The organism is Mesorhizobium sp. KACC 23794, assembly GCF_052180275.1.
Taxonomy (GTDB): domain Bacteria; phylum Pseudomonadota; class Alphaproteobacteria; order Rhizobiales; family Rhizobiaceae; genus Kumtagia.
The window spans coordinates 1,160,344-1,177,007 of the sequence record NZ_CP197465.1 but is presented as its reverse complement, the minus strand read 5'-3'; the positions used below and the strand labels follow the sequence as shown (position 1 = coordinate 1,177,007).

Below are 16,664 nucleotides of genomic sequence, written 5' to 3'. Positions count from 1 at the left end.
TTGCGGGGGCGCGCATCAGGCGATCCCATTGTCCAGTTTGTAGAGAACGCCAGCCAGTTGCATGGCGGCCATGGCGTCGTCGAAGGCGTCGTGATGCCTGCCGCGCTTCAGTGTGGTCTTGTAGAGCGCGGCCGCGTCGGCCAGCGAGATGCGGGTGCGATAGCGCCCCTGACGGGTTTCGTGGTGGCAGGTCCGTTGCATGGTGCAGAACAGCGTCCTTCCCGCCAGCGACCCAAGCCTGTGGCGATGCAGTTCCGCGTCGATGAAGCCGGCGTCGAACATGCAATTGTGAGCGATGACCGGCAGGTCGCCGACAAAATCGAGAAGTTTCCGGCCGATGCCGTCGAACCGCTCTTCGTCGGCCACGTCGCGGTCGCGGATACCGTGGATGCGGCTCGCCCCCGGCGGAATGCTGATGCCGGGATTGACGCGCGCCTTGAACGTGACGGCCTCGCAGCCAGCCGGCGACGCAAGAAGCTCGAAATCGACCCGCAGCGCGGCAATCGACACGATCCTGTCCATGCGCGGACTGAGCCCCGTAGTCTCGACATCCAGCACGACCGCTTCCCGGAAGCCGGCAAAAGGCCTGTTCTCGATGCGAATGGGAGCCATGGTCAATGCGCCACCGCCGCCGCGGCCGCCTCGTCGATCAGCCGGCCGGTGCGGAACCTTTCCAGCGTGAACGGCGCGTTGATCCTGTGCGGCTCGTCGCGCGCGATGGTGTGGGCAAACACATGCCCCGAACCCGGTGTCGCCTTGAAGCCGCCCGTGCCCCAGCCGCAATTGACGTAAAGCCCCTTCACCGGCGTCTTGGCGAGGATCGGCGAGCGGTCCGGCGTCACGTCGACGATGCCGCCCCACGAGCGCAGCATCTTCATGCGCCCGAAAATCGGGAACATCTCGCAGATGGCGTCGAGCGTATGGTTCAAGATGTGCAGCCCGCCGGTCTGCGAATAGGACGTGTACTGGTCGGTGCCGGCGCCGATCACCAGCTCGCCCTTGTCCGACTGCGAGATATAGGCGTGCACGGTGTTCGACATCACCACGCAGGGGAATATCGGCTTCACCGGTTCCGACACCAGCGCCTGCAGAGGATAGCTTTCCAGCGGCATGCGCACGCCGGCCATGTCCATCAGCACCGACGTATGCCCGGCCGCCACCACGCCGATTTTTTTGGCCCCTATGAAGCCCTTGGTGGTCTCCACGCCGGTCACGCCGCCATTGGGCGAACGGCGTATGGCGGTCACCTCGCAGTTCTGGATGATATGCACGCCGCGCGCATTCGCCCCGCGCGCATATCCCCAGGCCACCGCATCGTGCCGCGCCGTGCCGCCGCGCCGCTGCAAGGTCGCACCCATGACGGGATAACGCGCCTCGCGCGAAATGTTCAGCGGCGGGCAAAAATCCTTGGCCTGTTCCGGCGTCAGCCACTCATTGTCGATGCCGTTCAGCCGGTTGGCGTGTACGTGGCGTTTCAGCACCTGCACGTCGTGCACATTGTGCGCCAGCATCATCACGCCGCGCGGCGAATACATGACGTTGTAGTTCAGGTCCTGCGAAAGCCCGTCCCACAGTTTCACCGCGTGGTCGTAGATCCCGGCGCTCTCGTCATAGAGATAGTTGGAGCGGATGATGGTGGTGTTGCGGCCGGTGTTGCCGCCGCCCAGCCAGCCCTTTTCGATCACCGCCACATTGGTGATGCCATGTTCCTTGGCGAGGTAATAGGCCGTCGCCAGCCCATGCCCGCCGGCGCCGACGATGATCACGTCGTATTCCGGCCTGGGCTCCGGCGACGACCACTGCTCCGGCCAGCCCTTGTGGCCGCGCATGGCCTCGCGGGCGATGGCGAATACCGAGTATTTTTTCACGTTCCAGAGCCCGCCATGACCATCGGATGGACTTTTCGCGCCGGGCCTTCTTGCCCTCGGCCAGCGAGATGTACCACTAGCGAAAACGCGCTGTCACCCTTGCGCTGATTGCGACGGGACTTGCCGCTTTGCGCCACGGCTTCGTTCGGCCAGTCCCGATCTCTCCACCCGTCCGAACTCGGCGCTGGTTGGCACCGCATGCAGGCGAAAGGCACTTGAGACGAATTCGCACGTTTCGGAATCGCCGGTCTCCAGGACGATCTCGGCAAACTTTTCGTCGATGATGCTGCGCGGCCTCAAGGCCATGCCCGCGGCGAACAGTCGAACGGCAGGCTCGGAATGGCTTGCCAGACGTCGAAGTTCATCCTCGTTCACTCTCATCGACCAGCGAAGGGTTTCACTGATCTCGGCATAGAACGTGTCAGGCCGCTGCGACGCGGCATTCCTGATTGCCGCAGCCAGTTGCTTGGACCGGGCAAGGCGCACGAACTCAACCATTCGCCATCGGACGCCACGGTTTGGATCTTCCAGATGCTGGAAAAATTTCCCCAGAATATCGCCATCCTGGGATGTCGTGCAACTCGTCAACGCACCGATTGCATCGAAGCGGATGCCGGCGTTCGAACAATCCATGAGCGCGGCGATTTCCGGCGTTAAGGCCCGCGCCCGCCATCCTAGTTCGTTTGCCAGAAATGCGCCCCGGCGGAGCACTTTCTCGGGGGTCGCAACCAACAAAGGACGCAAGTTCTCGATCGGGAAGTCTTTGTAGAAGTGGCTGTAGGCATCCCATATCAATTTGCTGACGCCCTCGACCTCGGGGTCGAGCAACGTTTCAATCATGTCTTGGGGAGTCATTGCAAATGGGTGGCGCGTCCACCCGCGAGTTTTTGACGTTGGCAACTTTAGTTGAGCCGGATATCCGGGTCAAGATAATCGCTGCGCGCCGACTCCGTCGTCGCATCGAGACTCAATGAAAGCGAGCCGATCGAAATTCGGCCAACTGTTCGGACGCCTTTTCGATCCGCCAGAGATCCGACGATCGAACTCTGCCACGGGCTGCGTCTAGCCGAACTGATACGCCATCTCCGAGCAACCAGTTCCGAACCACCGCAACGTTGGCTTCGCTCGGGTAGCTCCAATATGCCCGTTCCTCCGCGTCAGGCTCGAAGACGAATTCTGCTCCAGTCCGGCAAAAATCGGCGAGTTGCAAAGTAGCATTGACGGAAGGAGTTTCATCCCACACTTCCAATGCAGCCGAAACATCGAGATCAAGGTTGGCTATCCCGCAAAGCCAATCCTCGGCATCCTCCTCGTCGGGATGCTCATGAAGCACCTGCTTCCAGGCTGCGATAAACAGATCTTTTACAGCCTCCCGTTCATGTGTCGGCCATTTCAGCCATTCGCCGCGCTTGAGCCGCTCTCCAATGATCGGTGGGTCCGTGCCCATCCAGAGCGAGCGTTCCACAGCCTGTTCGAGAATACGTGGCAGGAAGTGTTTGTAGTCTTCAACGCCCCCAACTGTTGTCATTGCATGTCCCGCATACGGCCCAATCCGCTCGCCGCTTAGTTGCCGCAATGGCGTGGAGGTAAGGTCTCTCAATATTTGGTCGGGGTCGCGAAGCGGGGAGGCTTCCAGTTTCGTAGGTTCGGGATATGCCGCGAACGCATCGTAGCACCGGTCGACTGCGCGTCGGAGTTGAGAGTTCGGCTGCATGAAGCGCACAATACGGCCAATCGTTGGAAAGTTCGCAAGGGGCGCTATGCGGTCGGACCTCGAAACGAGATCACCCTTGATAATTTCACAGGATGGTCAATCTCTGCGTCTACCAAATGGCGCAAAGGGAGAGGCGCGAATCGCATGATGCAGGTGCATACTTACGTGGCGGCGAGCGGCATCGAGGGCGTCGGCGTGTTTACCGCCGAGCCGATCCGAAAAGGCGCGGTCGTCTGGGCCTTCGACGAACTGTTCGACCGTCTCATCCCGATTGACGAATACGAACAGGCGCGTCCGCTGATAAAAGATTTCCTCGACAAATACTCCTACCCCAGCCCCGACCATCCCGGCTTCCTCGTCTACGAGACCGACAATGGCCGCTTCATGAACCACACCGACACGCCGAACCTCGATTTTTCGGATTTCGGCGGCGCGCGTGCGCTACGCGACATCGCGGCGGGCGAGGAACTCACCTGTAACTACGGTGATTTTTATCCGCATTTCGAGCTGATGCCCGGCGGGGCGGAGGTGGTTGCGCAGGCTGGCGAGTAGCGACCGGCTCAGCCGGGAAGCCCGTCCATCCTGGCGACGTCCTCCAGCCGCTCGTCCCACTCCGCCCGGCTCGCAAAGCAGATATGGGCGGTCGGCCGGATCGGAACAGCGCTATCGAGACTGCCGGCCGGCACGACCACAAAGCCGTCCTGGACCCTCGGGAGAGCCGAACCGCATTCGCTGCAAAAGCTCTTTTCGTGGCGGGTCTCGGGAACACGGTAGGTCTTGATGCTGCCCTGCCCCGACAGCCAGGTGACCGCCGCCTCCGACGAAAACAGATTGGCCGCATGGGCCGATCCCGTATCCTTCCGGCAGCGCGAACAATGGCAGAGGAAAAAACTCTCGAACGCTCCCGAAATCCGAAAGCTGACGCCGCCGCACTGGCAACTGCCGCTCATTGTCGGGACCATCGATATATCCTTGTTCTGTCATGCCGCAGCGGTTGAGCCTGATTGATGACATCGTCGGCATTGTCAAACGGCCCGGCCTCATGCACGTCATCGTGCCTGTGGGAATCATCCACCCGCGCTTCGCGCTGTGGCGCGGCGGATGCTAAGGACGGGATCATGACCAAGGGCGCGGGATGAAGGTCAACATCGACATGGGACTGGCTTCCCCCGGGAAGCCGGCCGACCTTGACTTAGAGGAACTGCTGGCGACCCGCCTGCTGGTGCAAGGCAATTCAGGGTCCGGCAAGTCGCATCTTTTGCGTCGCCTGCTGGAGCAGAGCGCGCCCTGGGTGCAGCAATGCATCATCGATCCCGAGGGCGACTTCGTCACGCTGGCCGACAAATTCGGCCATCAGGTGGTCGATGCGCAGCGCACCGAGGCGGAACTCACCCGCATCGCCGGCCGTGTGCGCCAGCACCGCGTCTCCGTCGTGCTCAATCTCGAAGGCCTCGACGTCGAGCAGCAGATGCGCGCCGCCGCCGCCTTCCTCGGTGGCATGTTCGACGCCGAGCGCGACTATTGGTATCCGGTTTTGGTGGTGGTCGACGAGGCGCAGCTTTTCGCGCCTGCCGCAGCCGGCGAGGTCTCGGATGAGGCGCGAAAACTGTCGCTCGGCGCCATGACCAATTTGATGTGCCGCGGCCGCAAGCGCGGGCTGGCCGGCGTCATCGCCACCCAGCGGCTGGCGAAGCTGGCGAAGAACGTCGCGGCCGAGGCGTCCAACTTCCTGATGGGCCGCACCTTTCTCGACATCGACATGGCGCGCGCCGCCGACCTGCTCGGCATGGACCGGCGGCAGGCGGAAATGTTCCGCGACCTGGCGCGCGGCCATTTCGTCGCGCTCGGCCCCGCTCTGTCGCGCCGCCCGCTGCCGATCACCATCGGCTCCGTGGAAACCTCCGCTCGCTCGACCAGCCCAAAACTGACGCCGCTGCCCGACGCGCCCGAGGACGCCCGCGACCTCATCTTCACGCCCGGCCCCGAGGAGGCGCGGCAGATCGTGCGCCGCCCCCCGCCGCCGCCGGTGCCCACCGCCGACCTCCTGGCGCAACTGTCGCGGCCGAAGCCAGCGCCGATGCCCGTCGAGCAGCCGGTCTTCGCCATCATCGACGAGGCCGAGCGCGAGGCCGGCATCGATACGGTGCTGCGCGAAATTCTCGACGACCCGGACGCGGCGTTCCGCTCGGACGCCGTGCTCTACCAGGATTTCCTGGTGCGCTGCCGCATCCGCCGCGTGCCCGGCGAGCCGCTGCCGCTGTCCGGTTTCCGCCGCCGGCTGGCGGTCGCCCGCGCCGGCGTCGACCAGCGCGCGCCGGACGGCGAAGCCTGGGCAACGGCGCTCAGCCTTTCGGAATCCCTGCCGGACGATCTGCAAGGCGTCTTCCTGATGGTCGCCCGCGCCGCCACCAACCGCGACGCCTGCCCGTCCGACGCCACGCTCGCCCGCGCCTATGGCAGCCACTCGCCGCGCCGCGCGCGCCGCTTGCTCGCATATTTCGAGGAGCGCGGCCTGCTGGTCGCCCGCACCGACTTTCACGGCAAACGCGTGCTCGCCTTCCCCGACCTCGGCTGCGAGACCGCCCCCGGCGACCCCGATGCGCCGGACGAGGCCCAGCGCGACGCCGCGGAGTAAATGCAGGGGACAGTTTACTTTATTCCGCAGAAAGACGCGGCGCTTCAAGGCTGACGCGGGCGGAATTAAGGAAACTGTCCCCGGCGTTTGCGCCGCTGGGCCGCAAGCTTTCGGCGAACCGGTTTCAGGTTATCAGGTAGACTTCCGGACTTCACGCGCCTCGGCGCATTCACCCGAACTTGCGCTGCGCGTCGATCGCCAGTCCCAGCCCGACGCTGCCGAACATATCGCCCTGCACCACCGAAGCCTTTGGGAACATCGCGAGAATTCCGTCGCGCACCTGCGGGATCGCGGTCGAACCGCCGGTCAGGAACAGCGTATCGATCCGTTCAGCCGGCACGCCCGCATCCTCCAGCGTCCGCGTCACCGTATCGGTTATCCGCTGCACGGCGTTGGTGATCGCCCTCGCCAGATCGGCCGCCGTGACCGGGAGGCTGAACTTGTCGTCCAGCATGTCGAGATCGATCCGCGCCTCGGAAAAATCCGTCAGCGCGATCTTCGCCTTTTCCACCTTTGCCGCCAGCGCATGGCCCTGCCGATGCCGCACGATGTCGATCATCCGCTCGACCAGATCGGGCCGCGCCGCCTCGTAGCGGATCTGGCGCAGATCGTTCATCGCCTTGGACGTATAGAGCAGATTGATCCGCTGCCAGGTGGCGAGGTCGAAGAAATAGCCCACCGGCAGGTTGCGTTTTCCGTCCTTCGTCGGCGTTCCGAAGCCGAGTTCCGGCATCACCGCGGCGATCGACAGCAGCCGGTCGAAGTCGGTGCCGCCGACATGCACGCCGGCATTGGCCAGAATGTCGTCCTTGCGGTCGACCGCCTTCGCACGCTCCGGCGAAACCCGCACGATGGAAAAGTCCGAGGTGCCGCCGCCAATGTCGACGATCAGCGCAAGCTCTTCTTTTCGCACGCTTTGTTCGTAGTCCAGAGCCGCCGCGATCGGCTCGAACTGGAAGGAGATGTGCTTGAATCCGCGCCCCCGCGCCGCCTTTTCAAGCTCAGCCTGAGCCTGCCTGTCCGCCGTCTCGTCCTCGTCGACGAAATGCACCGGCCGCCCCAGCACGACCTTGTCGATCTCGCGGCCGGCATCCTGCTCCAGCCGCTCCTTCAGATAGGCGACAAAACCGCCGATGATCTCGGTGAAAGCCATCGACTGCGACTTGATGCGCGTCTTTTCGCGGATCAGCGAGGTGCCGAGCACGCTCTTCAGCGCGCGCAGCAGCCGGCCTTCGGAGTTGGCGGTATAATCTTCGATGGCCCGCCGTCCGAAATAGGTTCGGTCGTCCTCGAAGTTGAAGAACACCGCGCTGGGCATGGTGACCTGCTCGCCTTCCAGCGCCACCAGCCGCGGCTTGCCGTTGTCGAACACGGCCACCGTCGAATTGGAAGTGCCGAAATCGATCCCGCCGTGGTCCGGCTTCATGGCATGCCTCGATTGCGTGGATTTTGGCCCCGCCGGGGCGGGGAGGCGTCCGCTACACCAGTCCTTCCGCCCTGTCGACCCGAAATTGATGCCGAAGCGGCTTGCGCCGCATGGCCGATCGGGGCAAATGCGGTTGGCAGCCCATCAATTCGCGGCGATCCTGCTTATCCGGCGCAGCAATCGTGAACCGGCCTGTGGACAAGCCAACTTGATTCTGCTATCAGCCGCCCCAATTCGCGACGGATGCCGCCGCGAGGACAAGGGTGTATTTACTGCTTGTCCGTTGAATCAAATCGAAAGACAGGATTGCCCGTGCAGGTACTCGTCCGCGACAATAACGTTGATCAAGCGCTTCGCGCGCTGAAGAAGAAAATGCAGCGCGAAGGCATCTTCCGTGAAATGAAGATGCGCGGACATTATGAGAAGCCTTCGGAGAAGCGTGCCCGCGAAAAGGCCGAGGCCGTGCGCCGTGCCCGCAAGCTCGCTCGCAAGCGCGCCCAGCGCGAAGGCCTGCTGCCGTCCACGCCGCGCCCGGTGCCTGGCGCAGGTCCTGGCGGCGCCGGTGCCGGAGCCGGTGCTGCACGTCCGGCGCGCTGATCCGCCCATATTTCGTCTTTTTCGGGAACTAGCGGGAGGTGGGGCGATTGGATCGCTTCCGCCTCCTTTGCGTTGAATGTCGGATGCAGCCGGCCCGGACGGCTGAACGGGGAGCCTCACGAATGGATGAACGCGCCGGCCACCGCTTGATCTCGGCCCGTGGCCTCGTCGCGATCGCCGCCCTGGTTTCGGCGCTGGCGCTCACCGCCTGCGACACCGTGCCCGGCGGCGAACTCGCCGCCGTCGATGTGGCGCAGGGCTCCAGCCAGAACATCTCGTCGCTCAGCACCGTCATCCAGCGCAACCCGAACGACCCGGAAGCCTATAATGTGCGCGGCTCGGCCTATGGCCGCGGCGGCCGCTATCGCGAAGCGCTGCAGGATTTCAACAAGGCGATCGAACTGCGCCCCAATTTCTACCAGGCCTATTCCAACCGCGCCCTGATCCAGCGCTTCCTCGGCGACCAGTCGGCCGCGCTCAGCGACTACAACCGCGCCATCCAGCTCAATCCGAACTACGACGCCGCCTATATCGGCCGCGGCAATCTCTACCGCAAGGCGGGGCAGACCCAGCAGGCCTTCAACGATTTCCAGAAGGCGATCCAGCTCGACACCACCGATCCGCGCGCCTACCACAATCGCGGCCTGATCTATCAGAGCCAGGGCCAGCACGCCTTCGCCATCGAGGATTTCTCGACCGCCATCTCGCTGGCGCCGGATTCGCCCGAGCCATACAACGGCCGGGGCCTGTCCTATCTGGCGCTGAACGACGACACCAACGCCTTCGCCGACTTCAACACCTCGATCAAGCTCGACGGCCGCATCGCCGAGAGCTGGGCCAACCAGGCGCTGGTCTATGAAAAGCGTGGCGAAAAGCAGAAGGCCGCGAAATCCTACTCGGAAGCCATCCGCATGGATCCGAACTACGCACCGGCCCGCGAAGGCCTGGCCCGCGTACGCGCCGGCTGACGCTTTTTTCAAAAAGCCGCAATTTCCGCCGCGTCCCTGTCGGCGGGCTTTACATCGCGGCACGAACGGTTGATGGGAACCTTGCCGGCACTCGCCGGTTACTGGCGAACAAGCTGTTTGAGGAGCTTCGCAATCCCATGAAAATCACCGTCTTTGCCGCCACCACCGCTATCGCCCTTCTGGCGGGCGTACCCATGACAAGCGCCGCCACAGTCGACCTCGGGCTGCTCGACTGCCAGGTTTCCGGCGGCGAAGGGTTTATCTTCGGGTCGACCAAGACGGTCGCCTGCACCTACACGCCGTCCGATTCCAGCCTGCCCTCGGAGACCTATTCTGGCGAGATCAAGCGCTACGGCATCGACATCGGGTTCACCAAGGAAGCCGATATGAAGTGGGCCGTTCTGGCGAAAACCGCCGGCGCCTATGGTCCGGGCTCACTCGCCGGCCACTATGGCGGCGTCGGCGCCGAGGTGACGGCGGCACTGGGCGTCGGCACCAACGTCCTGGTGCGCGACTCGACCAGCGACTTCATCCTCCAGCCGGTCAGCGTACAGGGCCAGACCGGGCTCAACATAGCGCTCGGCGTTGCGGAACTCGACCTGGCGGCTGGCCAGTAAGCACGCTGACGTGTTCGATCATCTTGGCTTCCGGGTGAAGAATCTGGCGGCCGCGCGTAAATTCTACGACGCGGTCGCTGCCTCGCTCGGACTGGCGACGATCGACAACACCGACACATCGTTTCTGCTGGCCAGGAGTGCCGACGCGCCGATTCCGTTCGTGTGGATCGGCATGGACAGGCCGGAATTCTGGCGGGCAGGCCACGACACAGCGCAAAGCCCGCTGCACCTCGCGTTCACGGCGGCCAACGGCTTGGCCGTGGACGCCTTCCACAAGTCCGCGCTCGACAACGGCGGCACGGACAACGGCCCGCCAGACCCGCGCCGCCCGGATGAGATGCACTAATACGCCGCTTATGTAATCGACCCCGACGGCAACAACATCGGGGCGGGTTTTCGCGGCCCTCCGTGACGGCAAGGCGCTTCCGCTCCACGCGATCGCATCGTGCCGCATCACTGCTACCCGTCCCTGCCCCCACACAATGTCCGTTTTCGGCCCTTGACCTCAACCGGAGTTGAGGTCCTATCAGCCCGTCATTGCGTTGCAGGGCATTTGGACGGGGAGCTTCGCCATGGCGGAAAGCACGACGGCACGGGTCGACTGGCGGCTGCTGTGGGCAAGCGGCGACCTCGCGCGTTTCTGCTTCATCAATCTCGGCATCCTGCTGCACGCCACCAACGAGACCATGGTGGCGACCATCACGCCGGCCATGGTCGGCGACCTTTCCGGCGTCGAACTGCTCGGCTGGTCGTTCGCCGTCTACGAGATCGGCGCGATCAGCGCGGGTGCTGCCGCCGGCCGGATGACCAGCTACGTCTCGTTGCGCACCAACATGATGGCGGCCGCCCTCATCTACTCCCTCGGTGCGCTGATCTGCGCCCTCGCCCCGTCCATGCCGGTCTTCCTCGCCGGCCGGCTGGTCGAGGGGCTTGGCGGCGGGGCCTTGGTGTCGCTCGCTTTCGTCTCGGTGCAAAGGCTGTTTCCCAAGGCGATCTGGCCGCAACTGTTCGGCGTCATGTCGGCGATCTGGGGCATTGCTGCCTTCAGCGGCCCGCTGCTCGGCGCGCTGATATCGCAATATCTGTCCTGGCGCTGGGCGTTCGGCGTCTTCGTCATCGGCGGCCTCTTCGCCGCCATCGCCTGCCTGTTCGTGCTGCGCGGGCCGCAGGCGACGCGCGCCCAGAACGACGGCACGGCGCTGCCGCGGTTCCCGGTGCTGGCGCTCGGCTGCCTCGCCGCCAGCATCGTGCTGATCGCGCTGGCAGGCGTGAAGGTGGAGGCCCTGCGCTCGTCCCTGCTGCTCGGCGCCGGCATTGCCGGCATCGTGCTGTTCTTCGTGCTCGACGCACGGCTGCCGGCGGCCCGGCTGTTCCCGTCGAGGCCGTTCAACCTCGGCACACCGCTGGGCAACGGCTTGACCATGGTCGCCGCCTTCTCGGTCGCCACCTGCTCCTTCGGCGTCTACGGCCCGCTGCTTTTGACCAGCCTGCACGGCATACCGGTTCTGACCACGGGCTACATCATCGCGGCGGAATCGATCTCCTGGTCCATCCTGTCCATCCTTGTCGCCAACGCCCCGCCGGAGCGCGAGCGCGTCATCGTGCTCGCCGGCGCGCTGATGATCGCCGGCGGCATAGCCGGCTTCGCCTATGCCGTTCCCGCCGGCAACATCCCGCTGATCCTTGGCTGCGCGATCCTGCAGGGCGGCGGCTTCGGCATCGCCTGGCCGTTCGTCACCCGCATCATCGTCGCTTCCGCGCCGGCCGCCGAACAGACGGTCGCGTCTTCCGCCGTGCCGACCATGCAGCGCATCGGCTATGCCGTGGGTGCGGCAAGCTGCGGCATCGTCGCGAACGCAAGCGGCTTCTCGCAGGGGCTCAGCGGCGAGGCCGAAGCGAATGTCGCGGCCTGGCTCTTCCTAGCCTTCCTTCCGCTCGGCCTGTTGGGCTGCATCGCCGCCTGGCGGCTGCCGCCCAGATCCGACGCCTGACCTCGAAAGATGCAAGCAATGCCTGAACCGACGAACCTGATCGCCTTCATCCTGATTGCAATCGGCATGGTGCTGACGCCCGGCCCGAACATGGTCTACCTCGTCTCCCGATCGATCAGCCAGGGGCCGAAGGCCGGCCTGATCTCGCTCTGCGGCGTTGCCCTCGGCCTCGTCATCTACATGCTTTGCGCCGCCTTCGGCATCACCGCGCTGCTGTTTGCCGTGCCCTATGCCTACGACGTTCTGCGCCTCGCCGGCGCGGCCTATCTGCTGTGGCTCGCCTGGCAGGCGGTGCGGCCCGGCGGCCAGTCGCCGTTCCGGGTCCGCGACCTGTCGAAGGACCGCCCGCGCAAACTGTTCCTGATGGGTTTCCTGACCGCCCTGCTCAATCCGAAGATCGCGGTGTTCTACCTGTCGCTGCTGCCGCAGTTCATCGACCCGGCGCGCGGCGACGTGTTTTCGCAGTCGCTGCTGCTCGGCGCCCTGCAGGTCATGACCAGCGTCAGCGTCAACACGATGATCGTGCTCGGCGCCTCCTCGATCAGCCTGTTTCTCGGCCGCCATCCCCTCTGGATGACGCTGCAGCGCTGGCTGATGGGAACGGTTCTGGCCGGCTTCGCCGTCAGGATGGCGACGGAGGCACAGCGATAAGCGTCGTGCCCGTTTCGACACAGACTCCCGCTGATGTCGAGGAGGTGATTTTCAAGCGCATTGAAAACTATCGCTCATTGAGTTCATCGCGATCGAACTTGAAATCCGCAGGGAGCCAACCACGAAAAGCGCGCAGGCGCTTTATCAATTCTCCGCGGGTCGGCTCGCGCAATACCGCAAGTGTTCCCTCGTCGATGACGGAAAGCTCGATATCATCTCCCACCTTCAAGTCGAGCGCCTTCACTACGGATGTAGGCAACCGGACAGCGAGGCTGTTTCCCCAGCGCGAAACTTTCATGTGAACGCTCCGTCGATTGACTATCCGGAACGTATATCACGGTGCCTCTTGCTTGGATCAGTGATCCGCCGCCTCGAGCATTTCGCCGGCCAACTTCTTGGCGTTGCTGAACCCAGCCAGCGCAGCAATCCGCCTCACACGAGCGTCTTCAACATCACCCGCGCATAGTCCCGATATCCGGCCCGCTCATACGCGGCAACGGCCGCGTCGTTGCCATCGAGCACGGTCAGCTTGAGCCGTGACATGCCGGCCTCGCGCGTCAACCGCTCCGCCTCCGCCAGCAAGGCCTGGCCCACGCCTTTGCCGCGCTGCGCCTCGGCCACGACGATATCGTCGACCCTGCCATAGCGCCGCGCAGCCTCGTCCATGTAGGGCTCGTCGGTATGCGCCGCCCACACCATCAGCCCGACGACCTTGCCTCCGGCTTCCGCGACAAGCGCCACGGCGCCCTGCCCGAGCCCCTGGATCATGTCGTCCACGCAGAACACAGCTCCGCCGCGGTCGGTGCGCCGGTCGCCGGTGATCGTGAATTCGTGGCGGTTGAGTTCGAGAAAAAGGTCGATGGCGGCTTCGCGGTCGGCCATCTCGAACGGTCGGATTTTCAGCGTCACGGAGGGTTCCTTTTCGGACGCCGAAGGCCGCCGTAGCCGTCAACCGTCGGTCGGCGGCTCATTCACAGGGATGGATTAGTGATCCATCGCCTTGACGATTTCCTCGGTCATCTTCTTGGCGTCGCCAAGCAGCATCATGGTGCCGTCCTTGTAGAACAGCGTGTTGTCGATGCCGGCGTAGCCCGAGCCGAGCGAACGCTTGACGAACAGGCAGGTGCGCGCCTTGTCGACGTCGAGGATCGGCATGCCGTAGATCGGCGACGACTTGTCGTCGCGCGCCGACGGGTTGGTCACGTCGTTGGCGCCGATGACATAGGCGACGTCGGCCTGCGCGAACTCGGAGTTGATGTCCTCCAGCTCGAACACCTCGTCATAGGGCACGTTGGCTTCGGCCAGCAGCACGTTCATGTGGCCGGGCATGCGGCCGGCGACCGGGTGGATGGCGTATTTCACCTCGACGCCATGCGCCTTCAGCTTGTCGGCCATCTCGCGCAGCGCGTGCTGCGCCTGCGCCACCGCCATGCCGTAGCCCGGCACGATGATGACTTTTTGGGCGTTCATCATCAGGAAGGCGGCATCGTCGGCCGAGCCCTGCTTGACCGTGCGCTCGATGCCGTCGTCGCTGGCTGCAGCCGTCTCGCCGCCGAAACCGCCCAGGATGACCGAGATGAAGCTCCGGTTCATGCCCTTGCACATGATGTAGGACAGAATCGCGCCCGACGAGCCGACCAGCGCGCCGGTGATGATCAGCGCCAGGTTGCCCAGCGTGAAGCCCAGCGCCGCGGCGGCCCAGCCGGAATAGGAGTTGAGCATCGACACCACGACCGGCATGTCGGCGCCGCCGATCGGGATGATGAGAAGGACACCGAGGGCGAGAGATGCCGCCACGATCAGCCAGAAGATCGTCGTGCTCTCGGTGGTCACCAGCATGACGATCAGCACGACCAGCGCGATGCCGAGAGCCGCGTTGATGACATGGCGCATCGGCAGCATGATCGGCTTGCCCGACATGCGGCCGTCGAGCTTCAGGAAGGCGATGACCGAACCGGTGAAGGTGATCGCGCCGATGGCGACGCCCAAGCTCATCTCGACCAGCGCCTGCGAATGGATGTCGCCGGCGGTGCCGATGCCGAAGCTTTCCGGCGCGTAGATCGCAGCAGCAGCCACCATGACGGCTGCGAGGCCGACCAGGCTGTGGAAGGCGGCGACAAGCTGCGGCATCGCGGTCATGGCGATGCGCCGCGCCGTATAGGCGCCGACGCCGCCGCCGATGGCGAGGCCAACGGCGATCAGCAAGGACTTTCCGGTCGTCAGCGTCTCCATCGTCAGCGCAAGCGTCGTGACGATGGCGATCGCCATGCCGATCATGCCGTAGAAATTGCCCTGCCGGCTGGTGGTCGGGTGCGACAGGCCGCGCAGCGCCAGGATGAACAGGATGCCGGAGACGAGATAGAGGAAGGACGCGAGGTTGGCGTTCATGACGTTGCGCTCACTTCTCTTTCTTCTTGTACATCGCCAGCATGCGCTGGGTGACCAGGAAGCCGCCAAAAATGTTGACCGAGGCAAGCACCAGCGCGACGAAGCCGAAACCAGTGGCCGCGCCCGAGGCCGAGATGCCGACCGCCAGCAGCGCGCCGACGACGATAACCGAGGAGATCGCGTTGGTGACGGCCATCAGCGGTGTATGCAGCGCCGGGGTCACCGACCAGACCACGTAGTAGCCGACGAAGATCGCCAGCACGAAGATGGCGAAGCGGAAGACGAACGGGTCGATCGCCCCGCCAGACAGCGCGTGCGCCGCGTCGCCCGCCGCATCGGCGGCGGCCGGCGCGTTGGCCAGGTCCTGCACCGCGAGCTTGACCGTCTCTGTCGCCTTGTCGAGCTGGTCGAGAGCCTGCTGAAGCGCCGACTGTTCCATCATGCCTCTCCCACGGTCTTCTTGGCCGTCTTCCTTCGCACCGCCGGCTTGGCGGGCTCAGGCGGCTCGACGTGTTTGTACGGGCCGTCAGTGGATGCTGCGCCCGCACCCTTCTTCCTGACCACCTTCGGCTTGGCGGGTTCGAGCGGCTCGACATGGCGTGCCGGGCCTTCGCTAGCCGAAGCCACCAGGACCGTCGCCGGGATCGCCGCCGGTTCGACATGCGGCTGTTCCGCCGCCTTGGCGAAGTTCGGATGCACGACCTTTCCGCCGTCGGTCAGCATGGTCGCCTTGACCAGTTCGTCGTCACGCTTGATGGCGATCTGCTTCGCAGCCTTGTCGACCATGGTCTCGAGGAAGGCGAACAGGTTCTTCGCATAGAGCAGCGAGGCCGACGCCGCGACGCGGCCGGGCACATTCAAATGGCCGACGATCTTGACGCCGTTGTCGGTGGTGACGACCTTGCCGGCCACCGCGCCCTCGACATTGCCGCCGCGCTCGACCGCCAGATCGACGATCACCGACCCCGCCTTCATCGAGGCGACCATCGCTGCCGACACCAGTTTTGGCGCCGGCCGGCCGGGGATCAGCGCCGTGGTGATGACGATGTCCTGCTTGGCAATGTGGTCGGCCGTCAGCGCCGCCTGCTTGGCCTGGTATTCCCTGGACATCTCCTTGGCGTAGCCGCCCGCCGTCTCGGCCGCCTTGAACTCCTCGTCCTCGACCGCCAGGAACTTTGCGCCGAGCGAGGCGACCTGTTCCTTGACCGCCGGACGAACGTCGGTCGCCGTGACGATCGCCCCCAGCCGCCGCGCCGTGGCGATCGCCTGCAGGCCGGCGACGCCGACGCCCATGATGAACACTTTCGCCGCCGGCACCGTGCCGGCCGCCGTCATCATCATCGGCAGCGCCCGGTCGTATTCGGCGGCTCCGTCGATCACCGCCTGGTAGCCCGCAAGGTTCGCCTGCGAGGACAGAACGTCCATCACCTGCGCACGGGTGATGCGCGGCATCAGTTCCATCGCAAAACCGGTCACGCCCGCCCGCGCCATGTCGGCAAGGGCTGCGTCATTGCCATACGGATCCATGATCGCCAGCACCGCGGCGCCGGGCTTGTAGCCCTTGAGCTCGGCAGCCGTCGGCCGGCGCACCTTCAGCACGACATCGGCCCGTCCGGCATCGGAGGCCTTGCCGATCACCGCGCCCGCCGCCGCGAAATCCGTGTCGATGATGCGCGACGCCAGGCCGGCGCCCGCCTCCACCACAACCTCGAACCCAAGCCCGACGAGACGCTTCACCGTATCGGGCGAAGCGGCGACCCGGGGTTCCGTTGCGTCAACCTCGCGCGGGATAAAAATCGTCTGCGACAC

The 16,664-nt window shown here is 64.7% G+C and carries 19 protein-coding genes; 8 read left to right on the top strand and 11 right to left on the bottom strand.

The genetic code is table 11. The features are described from left to right. Positions 1-15: 15 nt before the first annotated feature. The 4 genes from ACSBOB_RS05935 to ACSBOB_RS05920 form a co-directional block, all read right to left on the bottom strand. Entirely contained in the window at positions 16-612 is a 597-nt protein-coding gene (locus ACSBOB_RS05935) for a 3'-5' exonuclease (protein WP_442581531.1), read from the bottom strand. Positions 613-614: 2 nt separating this feature from the next. Further along, complete coding sequence (locus tag ACSBOB_RS05930; RefSeq protein ID WP_442581530.1) at positions 615-1,868, bottom strand: sarcosine oxidase subunit beta; 1,254 nt, start codon at positions 1,866-1,868, stop codon at positions 615-617. 93 nt (positions 1,869-1,961) lie between these two features. Continuing rightward, entirely contained in the window at positions 1,962-2,708 is a 747-nt protein-coding gene (locus ACSBOB_RS05925) for a hypothetical protein (protein ID WP_442581529.1), read from the bottom strand. Between the two features lie 127 nt (positions 2,709-2,835). Then, entirely contained in the window at positions 2,836-3,396 is a 561-nt protein-coding gene (locus ACSBOB_RS05920) for a hypothetical protein (RefSeq protein WP_442581528.1), read from the bottom strand. 330 nt (positions 3,397-3,726) lie between these two features. On the opposite strand from ACSBOB_RS05920, the gene ACSBOB_RS05915 reads away from it, so the two are divergent. Further along, entirely contained in the window at positions 3,727-4,134 is a 408-nt protein-coding gene (locus tag ACSBOB_RS05915; RefSeq protein ID WP_442581527.1) for an SET domain-containing protein, read from the top strand. 8 nt (positions 4,135-4,142) lie between these two features. Here ACSBOB_RS05915 and ACSBOB_RS05910 read toward each other — a convergent pair whose 3' ends face one another. After that, a complete protein-coding gene (locus tag ACSBOB_RS05910; RefSeq protein ID WP_442581526.1) occupies positions 4,143-4,544 on the bottom strand; it encodes a GFA family protein in 402 nt (133 codons plus the stop codon). A 173-nt stretch (positions 4,545-4,717) separates the two neighbouring features. Between ACSBOB_RS05910 and ACSBOB_RS05905 the strand changes: the two genes are divergently transcribed. Beyond that, positions 4,718-6,217 (top strand): helicase HerA domain-containing protein, encoded by a 1,500-nt coding sequence (locus ACSBOB_RS05905; protein ID WP_442581525.1) that lies wholly within the window; start codon positions 4,718-4,720, stop codon positions 6,215-6,217. A gap of 169 nt (positions 6,218-6,386) precedes the next feature. Here the strand turns inward: ACSBOB_RS05905 and ACSBOB_RS05900 are convergent, their stop codons facing one another. Beyond that, on the bottom strand, positions 6,387-7,643 hold the full coding sequence (locus tag ACSBOB_RS05900; RefSeq protein ID WP_442581524.1) for an Hsp70 family protein: 1,257 nt from the start codon (positions 7,641-7,643) through the stop codon (positions 6,387-6,389). Positions 7,644-7,955: 312 nt separating this feature from the next. Between ACSBOB_RS05900 and rpsU the strand changes: the two genes are divergently transcribed. The 6 genes from rpsU (at position 7,956) to ACSBOB_RS05870 (ending at position 12,467) form a co-directional block, all read left to right on the top strand. Further along, a complete protein-coding gene (rpsU, locus tag ACSBOB_RS05895; protein WP_442581523.1) occupies positions 7,956-8,240 on the top strand; it encodes a 30S ribosomal protein S21 in 285 nt (94 codons plus the stop codon). A gap of 122 nt (positions 8,241-8,362) precedes the next feature. Then, positions 8,363-9,208 carry a tetratricopeptide repeat protein gene (locus ACSBOB_RS05890; RefSeq protein ID WP_442581522.1) on the top strand — a complete coding sequence of 282 codons (846 nt, stop codon included), beginning with the start codon at positions 8,363-8,365 and terminating at the stop codon, positions 9,206-9,208. Between the two features lie 137 nt (positions 9,209-9,345). Continuing rightward, a complete protein-coding gene (locus ACSBOB_RS05885; protein WP_442581521.1) occupies positions 9,346-9,825 on the top strand; it encodes a DUF992 domain-containing protein in 480 nt (159 codons plus the stop codon). Continuing rightward, positions 9,794-10,171, top strand: coding sequence for a hypothetical protein (locus ACSBOB_RS05880; protein WP_442581520.1), 378 nt, complete (start codon positions 9,794-9,796; stop codon positions 10,169-10,171). The genes ACSBOB_RS05885 and ACSBOB_RS05880 overlap by 32 nt, the downstream gene beginning before the upstream one ends. A 226-nt stretch (positions 10,172-10,397) precedes the next feature. Beyond that, positions 10,398-11,816, top strand: a complete 1,419-nt coding sequence (locus ACSBOB_RS05875) for an MFS transporter (RefSeq protein ID WP_442581519.1) — start codon at positions 10,398-10,400, stop codon at positions 11,814-11,816. Between the two features lie 18 nt (positions 11,817-11,834). Next, positions 11,835-12,467: a LysE family translocator gene (locus ACSBOB_RS05870; RefSeq protein ID WP_442581518.1), complete on the top strand. Its 633-nt coding sequence runs from the start codon at positions 11,835-11,837 to the stop codon at positions 12,465-12,467. A gap of 67 nt (positions 12,468-12,534) precedes the next feature. Here ACSBOB_RS05870 and ACSBOB_RS05865 read toward each other — a convergent pair whose 3' ends face one another. The 5 genes from ACSBOB_RS05865 to ACSBOB_RS05845 all read right to left on the bottom strand — a co-directional run bounded on the left by ACSBOB_RS05865 (position 12,535) and on the right by ACSBOB_RS05845 (position 16,664). After that, the gene (locus tag ACSBOB_RS05865) at positions 12,535-12,765 is read right to left on the bottom strand and encodes an AbrB/MazE/SpoVT family DNA-binding domain-containing protein (RefSeq protein WP_442581517.1); all 231 of its coding nucleotides are present in this window, start codon (positions 12,763-12,765) and stop codon (positions 12,535-12,537) included. A 134-nt stretch (positions 12,766-12,899) separates the two neighbouring features. Further along, positions 12,900-13,376, bottom strand: coding sequence for a GNAT family N-acetyltransferase (locus tag ACSBOB_RS05860; protein WP_442581516.1), 477 nt, complete (start codon positions 13,374-13,376; stop codon positions 12,900-12,902). A gap of 75 nt (positions 13,377-13,451) precedes the next feature. Further along, positions 13,452-14,855, bottom strand: coding sequence for an NAD(P)(+) transhydrogenase (Re/Si-specific) subunit beta (locus ACSBOB_RS05855; RefSeq protein ID WP_442581515.1), 1,404 nt, complete (start codon positions 14,853-14,855; stop codon positions 13,452-13,454). Between the two features lie 10 nt (positions 14,856-14,865). After that, positions 14,866-15,294: an NAD(P) transhydrogenase subunit alpha gene (locus ACSBOB_RS05850; RefSeq protein ID WP_442581514.1), complete on the bottom strand. Its 429-nt coding sequence runs from the start codon at positions 15,292-15,294 to the stop codon at positions 14,866-14,868. Further along, positions 15,294-16,664, bottom strand: a complete 1,371-nt coding sequence (locus ACSBOB_RS05845) for a Re/Si-specific NAD(P)(+) transhydrogenase subunit alpha (protein WP_442583652.1) — start codon at positions 16,662-16,664, stop codon at positions 15,294-15,296. The genes ACSBOB_RS05850 and ACSBOB_RS05845 overlap by 1 nt, the downstream gene beginning before the upstream one ends.

Excerpts from the sequence above, each read along its gene's own strand:
- ACSBOB_RS05935 (WP_442581531.1), bottom strand. The coding sequence starts at position 612 with ATGGCTCCCATTCGCATCGAGAACAGGCCTTTTGCCGGCTTCCGGGAA.
- ACSBOB_RS05925 (WP_442581529.1), bottom strand. The coding sequence starts at position 2,708 with ATGATTGAAACGTTGCTCGACCCCGAGGTCGAGGGCGTCAGCAAATTG.
- ACSBOB_RS05920 (WP_442581528.1), bottom strand. The coding sequence starts at position 3,396 with ATGACAACAGTTGGGGGCGTTGAAGACTACAAACACTTCCTGCCACGT.
- ACSBOB_RS05915 (WP_442581527.1), top strand. The coding sequence starts at position 3,727 with ATGATGCAGGTGCATACTTACGTGGCGGCGAGCGGCATCGAGGGCGTC.
- ACSBOB_RS05910 (WP_442581526.1), bottom strand. The coding sequence starts at position 4,544 with ATGGTCCCGACAATGAGCGGCAGTTGCCAGTGCGGCGGCGTCAGCTTT.
- ACSBOB_RS05905 (WP_442581525.1), top strand. The coding sequence starts at position 4,718 with ATGAAGGTCAACATCGACATGGGACTGGCTTCCCCCGGGAAGCCGGCC.
- ACSBOB_RS05900 (WP_442581524.1), bottom strand. The coding sequence starts at position 7,643 with ATGAAGCCGGACCACGGCGGGATCGATTTCGGCACTTCCAATTCGACG.
- ACSBOB_RS05890 (WP_442581522.1), top strand. The coding sequence starts at position 8,363 with ATGGATGAACGCGCCGGCCACCGCTTGATCTCGGCCCGTGGCCTCGTC.
- ACSBOB_RS05885 (WP_442581521.1), top strand. The coding sequence starts at position 9,346 with ATGAAAATCACCGTCTTTGCCGCCACCACCGCTATCGCCCTTCTGGCG.
- ACSBOB_RS05875 (WP_442581519.1), top strand. The coding sequence starts at position 10,398 with ATGGCGGAAAGCACGACGGCACGGGTCGACTGGCGGCTGCTGTGGGCA.
- ACSBOB_RS05870 (WP_442581518.1), top strand. The coding sequence starts at position 11,835 with ATGCCTGAACCGACGAACCTGATCGCCTTCATCCTGATTGCAATCGGC.
- ACSBOB_RS05865 (WP_442581517.1), bottom strand. The coding sequence starts at position 12,765 with ATGAAAGTTTCGCGCTGGGGAAACAGCCTCGCTGTCCGGTTGCCTACA.
- ACSBOB_RS05855 (WP_442581515.1), bottom strand. The coding sequence starts at position 14,855 with ATGAACGCCAACCTCGCGTCCTTCCTCTATCTCGTCTCCGGCATCCTG.
- ACSBOB_RS05850 (WP_442581514.1), bottom strand. The coding sequence starts at position 15,294 with ATGGAACAGTCGGCGCTTCAGCAGGCTCTCGACCAGCTCGACAAGGCG.